The sequence below is a fragment of the Kitasatospora sp. NPDC043950 genome, assembly GCF_056435345.1.
Genome location: NZ_JBWKER010000118.1, coordinates 1,297 through 5,817 on the forward strand (window position 1 = coordinate 1,297; position 4,521 = coordinate 5,817).

The 4,521-nt window shown below is 67.0% G+C and carries 5 protein-coding genes and 2 pseudogenes; 1 reads left to right on the forward strand and 6 read right to left on the reverse strand.

Annotated elements, in window-relative coordinates; translation table 11 throughout:
- Positions 1–113 precede the first annotated feature (113 nt).
- The 6 genes and pseudogenes from AC07BF_RS37470 to AC07BF_RS37495 all read right to left on the reverse strand — a co-directional run.
- A pseudogene (locus AC07BF_RS37470) lies at positions 114–353 on the reverse strand (IS701 family transposase); the annotation flags it as partial.
- A 105-nt stretch (positions 354–458) separates the two neighbouring features.
- Positions 459–1,052 carry a hypothetical protein gene (locus AC07BF_RS37475; RefSeq protein WP_478334585.1) on the reverse strand — a complete coding sequence of 198 codons (594 nt, stop codon included), beginning with the start codon at positions 1,050–1,052 and terminating at the stop codon, positions 459–461.
- 313 nt (positions 1,053–1,365) lie between these two features.
- A pseudogene (locus AC07BF_RS37480) lies at positions 1,366–2,376 on the reverse strand (IS481 family transposase); the annotation flags it as partial.
- Between the two features lie 92 nt (positions 2,377–2,468).
- Positions 2,469–3,155 (reverse strand): Fic family protein, encoded by a 687-nt coding sequence (locus AC07BF_RS37485; protein ID WP_478334586.1) that lies wholly within the window; start codon positions 3,153–3,155, stop codon positions 2,469–2,471.
- Positions 3,145–3,816 (reverse strand): hypothetical protein, encoded by a 672-nt coding sequence (locus AC07BF_RS37490; protein WP_478334587.1) that lies wholly within the window; start codon positions 3,814–3,816, stop codon positions 3,145–3,147. Before AC07BF_RS37490 ends, AC07BF_RS37485 begins: the two co-directional genes overlap by 11 nt.
- A gap of 220 nt (positions 3,817–4,036) precedes the next feature.
- Positions 4,037–4,297: an ATP-binding protein gene (locus tag AC07BF_RS37495; protein ID WP_478334588.1), complete on the reverse strand. Its 261-nt coding sequence runs from the start codon at positions 4,295–4,297 to the stop codon at positions 4,037–4,039.
- 79 nt (positions 4,298–4,376) lie between these two features.
- Between AC07BF_RS37495 and AC07BF_RS37500 the strand changes: the two genes are divergently transcribed.
- A partial coding sequence (locus AC07BF_RS37500) for a transposase (protein WP_478334589.1) occupies positions 4,377–4,521 on the forward strand: 145 nt, incomplete at its 3' end.

The following is a 4,521-nucleotide window of genomic DNA, read 5'->3' on the forward strand; positions in this document are numbered from 1 at the left end:
CTCGCCCACCCCCCCCCCCCCCCCCCCACCCTCCCCCCCCCCCCCCCCCCACCCCCCCCCCCCCACCCCCCCCCCCCCCCACCCCCCTCCCCCCCCCCCCCCCCCCCCCCCCCGTCCGCGTCCCAGTCGATCCGGTTCAGCAGCCGCTGGATCCGGTCCGGACCGACATGACCGGCCTCCTCGGCCACCGTCCACCCGTTCTTGCGCTCCAAAGGCGCCAGCAGGCCCCACATGTAAGCCAGCGCCGACTCCCGCGACTCACTCCGCGCGAACCGGTGAGCAAACCGCTCATGCAACCCTGCCAGCCCATCCGACCAGCGACGAGCATCGATCTCGGATATGTCCCCACCCATGAACAGCTCAACGAGCTAACCCGACAACCGTCACGGTAAGCACCGTTGCAGTACTAAGAAGCGGTTCTGGCTCAGCTTTTGTTTGCGCCGTGAGGCGCCGTTGGTTCAGTGCTGGAGAGCGCAGTCATCCGCTGCCAGGTGCAGGTGCCGAAGGGTTTCCAGTTCGGTGGTGGGGAAGGCGTGCATCTGCCACTTCTGGAGGTAGCCGTCCTCGCCGTGGGTTCGCCGCACCTTCTCGGCAGCCATCAGGACCGCATGTGCCAAGGAGGTACGAGGACGTGTGGACGTCCACACGAGGGTACCCTTGCCGTCCGGTGCGTCGAAGCTGGTCGACATGTCCGGGAAACGACGGATCGTGATGTGCACGTCACTGTTTCGGCGACGAAGAATCCACCGCGCCTCTGCCGGTTCAAGGTCGAACGAGAACCGCTGGATGCCATGCGGGCCGTAAAGGCCTGTCACGCCTTTCAACAAGTCGGCGAGCGCGTTTGTACAGTAGCTGACGCTCTCCCGGTGCTTCGTCGAGCCGTCCCAGATCCTGCACGTCGCCCAGCCGGAGCCGCTCAGTTCCCAGCTGAAGTGCAAGGACCTCGTCACTGAATCCCCCTGATCGGTTGCGGACAACGCTACAGCGGCGCTGAAGGCGGGGGACGGCAGGGTACGCCACGCGACAGCCAGCTGGACCAGTGCGTCAGGCACTCCGAGGAACCCAACGGGCTCGATCACGGCATGCTGTCGCAGTGCTCTCGCTTCGTGTGGGGCGGGCCCTGGCCACGACGTGGCGCCGACGCGAGCGGAAACTGTACGGCTCCGCCCTACCGGGCTTTTGAATTCCTCGTTCCCAGGGTCAGGTCGACCGCTTGAGGTAGACGCTGATCTCGAACGGGGTCTGCCGGGCAAGCGCGACCAGCTGGCTTTGTCCATGAGAACGGGTTCAGGCACGAATTCCGTGAATCCGTGAAGTCGACCAGGTCCCCCTGATGGACATGGCCGACGGCGTCATCACCAGCACCGGCGGGGCCGAACCGGCGGGCGCGGGCACGGTCTCGGACCGCTGGGCAGGCACGACCTTGACGGGTTCGGGCTGTGGGTTGGGCCGGAACAGGCTGGCGGGTGTGGCCATGTCGAGGGCCTGGTGTGGGCGGAGGTGGTTGTAGGCCTGAACCCACTCGCTGATGGCGGCCTGAGCCGCGGCGAGGGATGCGAACGGCCCGCAGTCGTCGAGCAGTTCCCTTCGCAGGGTCCGGTGCCAGCGTTCGATCTTGCCAGTGGTGGTCGGCGAGTACGGCTTGGTCAGCTTCGCACCGATCCCGTTTTTCCGGCAGACCCGCTCGAAAAGCACCTCTGCGGGCGTGGGCCTGGTGTAGCGGCCGGTGAACTGCTTGCCATTGTCCGTGAGCACCTCGGCCGGCACCCCGTGGATCCGCATGGCCCGCACGAACGCGTCGGCGACCGCCCTCCCGGAGGGAACGGTGAGCACCTCGGCGACCACGATGAAGCGCGAGTGGTCGTCGATCCCGGTGAGCATCTTGCACTCGCGCCCGTCGGCGAGGTAGATCCCGCCGACCAAGTCGAGCTGCCACAGGTACATCGGCGTCTCGCGCTGCCACCGCTTGTACTTGTGCCGGTGCTGCTGTTCCTGCGGGCGCACGAGACCGTTGCGGGTAAGGACCCGGTGGACCGTGGCCCGCGACGGGGCGGACTCCGCGCCGAGTCGCTCGATCTCGAATGCGATCCGTCGGGCTCCCCAGCGCGGGTGGGACCGGCGCATCTCGCAGACCAGGGCTTCCACCTCGGCCGGCAACCTGGTCGGACTGGTCCGCGGCCGACGGGACGCTTCCCGCAACCCCTCGAAGCCGCCCGCGGCGTACTTCGCCTTCCACGTGTAGACCGACTGCCGTGCGACCCCGTACCGCTGGGCGACCTCCGTGATCGGCGAACCGTCGAGCACCTCCAGCACCGCCCGGTACCTCTGCTCGACCAACCAGTCGCCCTGCTGCTGGCCCTCCGCCTCCTGAGTCACACCCGAAGCATCTGAAGCACGATCAGGAACTGTCAAGGGTGTCCCGAGAACATTGCGTCAAACATGTCCTGAGCCCTCACAGTTCGTGGTGGTCACCCGTGGGCGGTGGTCTTGTCGGTGTCCTCGTGCGGCCTCCCGCTGGAGACGGCCGGGGCGGCGCCGCCCCGGCGCTGGGATCCACGGATGAGGATGGCGACCAGTGTCGCCAGGTCTGCGGCGCCGGCCGGGTCGTCCGGGTAGCGCGCGATCGGCAAGGGGGAGACCTGGTCCAGTCGTACTCCGTCGAGGTCCAGGACGTAGGCAAGAGCCAGCAGGGCAGAGCGTGCGTTGCCGTCCGGGAAGGGGTGGAAGAAGGTCACATCGAGATACGCTCTGGCTGCGCGGGAGGCTATGGGGAGCGCGGGATCGGTGCTCTGGTGCAGGCACTGGGCGAATTCATTCCACGTGGACGGGGTGAGCCCGTAGCGCTCACGGCCGTCTTTGGCGAAGGCGTCGCCGTCCCGGAAGGTGATGTCGGGTCTGCCGAGGATCAGGCGCTGCCAACCGGTGATCAGGGCAGGAGTGAGGGGACGCCTGCGGGCGGCGTCTGTGCGGGCCAGGTCGTTTGCAGCGAGTAGCCGGTCGGCGCGTTGCGGGCACCGGTTGCGGACCTCGCCGTTGAACCAAGCTGTGAGCCCGTCGACGGCCGGCACCACGGGATGCTGTGGCCCGGCACCGGCGGAGTTCCAGTCGACCTCGTCCCTGACCGCGCACCAGACGGCGAGGGAGTCAGTAGTCACGGTACGGCCGATGTCCGGTTGCGTTGAATGCCAGGTCCTCCACGACCGCGTCGACCGTGGTGCAGCTCGGTACGGCCCAGCTCTTGAACCGGCCGTCGACCGCACTCTCCACCAGCTTGGCTGCTTCCTCACCCTCCATGCCTATTGAGGAGAGGTACCAGGACAGCACTCGCTTGCAGAGCCCGTGCCAGCCATCCTGGGCACACGTGCGGTCCACGGACAGTGTCACCAGCCGGGTCGCCGCACGCTGCATGTGCCAGCTACGGTCCTCGACATCCGCGTCGGGCACCGGCGCGAGCTCGACGAAGCGCTCGGCCAGCTCTTCCAGCCAGTCGCGCCATTCCAGGAGCGACGCCACGACGATGGCGGCTGTGGCCTCTGGGCCATCCCTTAGCGAGTGGAAGTCACAGCACCAGCTCTGAACGACACCGCCGCCACCGCCCTCGCCAACCGCCCAGTGCCATCCGCAGGCCCACCGGCCGTAGCGGCCGACCAGGAGCTCCGTGACCGGGTTCAAGAAGTCGTCGAAGCTCAACGAGTAGGCGTCGCCTGAGGGAACCAGCGCGAGGACCTCCGCCGTGACCTCGGCCTCCTCCTCCCTGCTCCAGGCGAAAGCATGCTGGTCGGGGTCAACCTCCGACCACGTCAGCAGACGGGGCATCAGATACGGGCTACTGGACGTGGTGATCCTCCAATGATCAGTCCGGTCAGGGCAGCTGGCTGATGCTGCCAGGACCACGCCGCGTCTGTCATCTGCATATCCAGAGCGATCCGTCCCCGTTGATTACGGTGTGAGTCGGCCCGCACCGGCCAGTCAGCCGCGCGGCAGGTCACGAACGCAGTTGGACGCATTCATCGAGAGATGTACCTCGACAGATGTGTCAGTTCGGGGAGGGGAAGAGGGATTCCTGTGTGGCCTGGTAGCGGTAGGACTCGGTGCCGGTCTGAATCAGGGTGCAGCGGAAGGTGATCCGGTCGGCGATGGCCGCGCAGAGGCGGGCGTCGCCGAAGGTCTTGTCCCATTCGGTGAAGGGTGAGTTCGTGGCGATCGCGGTGGCCTTGCGCTCCTCGCGCTCGGTGAAGATCTGGAACGGCAGCTTCGCGCCCTTGCGATCCAGGTTCAGGTAGCCGAGCTCGTCCAGCTATGCGGATGGATATTCCCCCGATTGGTGGACATCACGGACCCTGGATCTCGTGGATTCAGAGGAAGAGATGGCACCTATGGTGCACAAGTACTACTCAGCGGAGTTCCGTGCTGACGCTGTGGCACCGTACTGCTCCGATCCGTCGCTGACGTATGCGCAGGTCGCGCGGGATCTGGGCATGCATGCGGAGTCGCTGCGGCAGTGGGTGCGGGCCGCGGGGG

Excerpts from the sequence above, each read along its gene's own strand:
- AC07BF_RS37490 (WP_478334587.1), bottom strand. The coding sequence starts at position 3,816 with ATGCCCCGTCTGCTGACGTGGTCGGAGGTTGACCCCGACCAGCATGCT.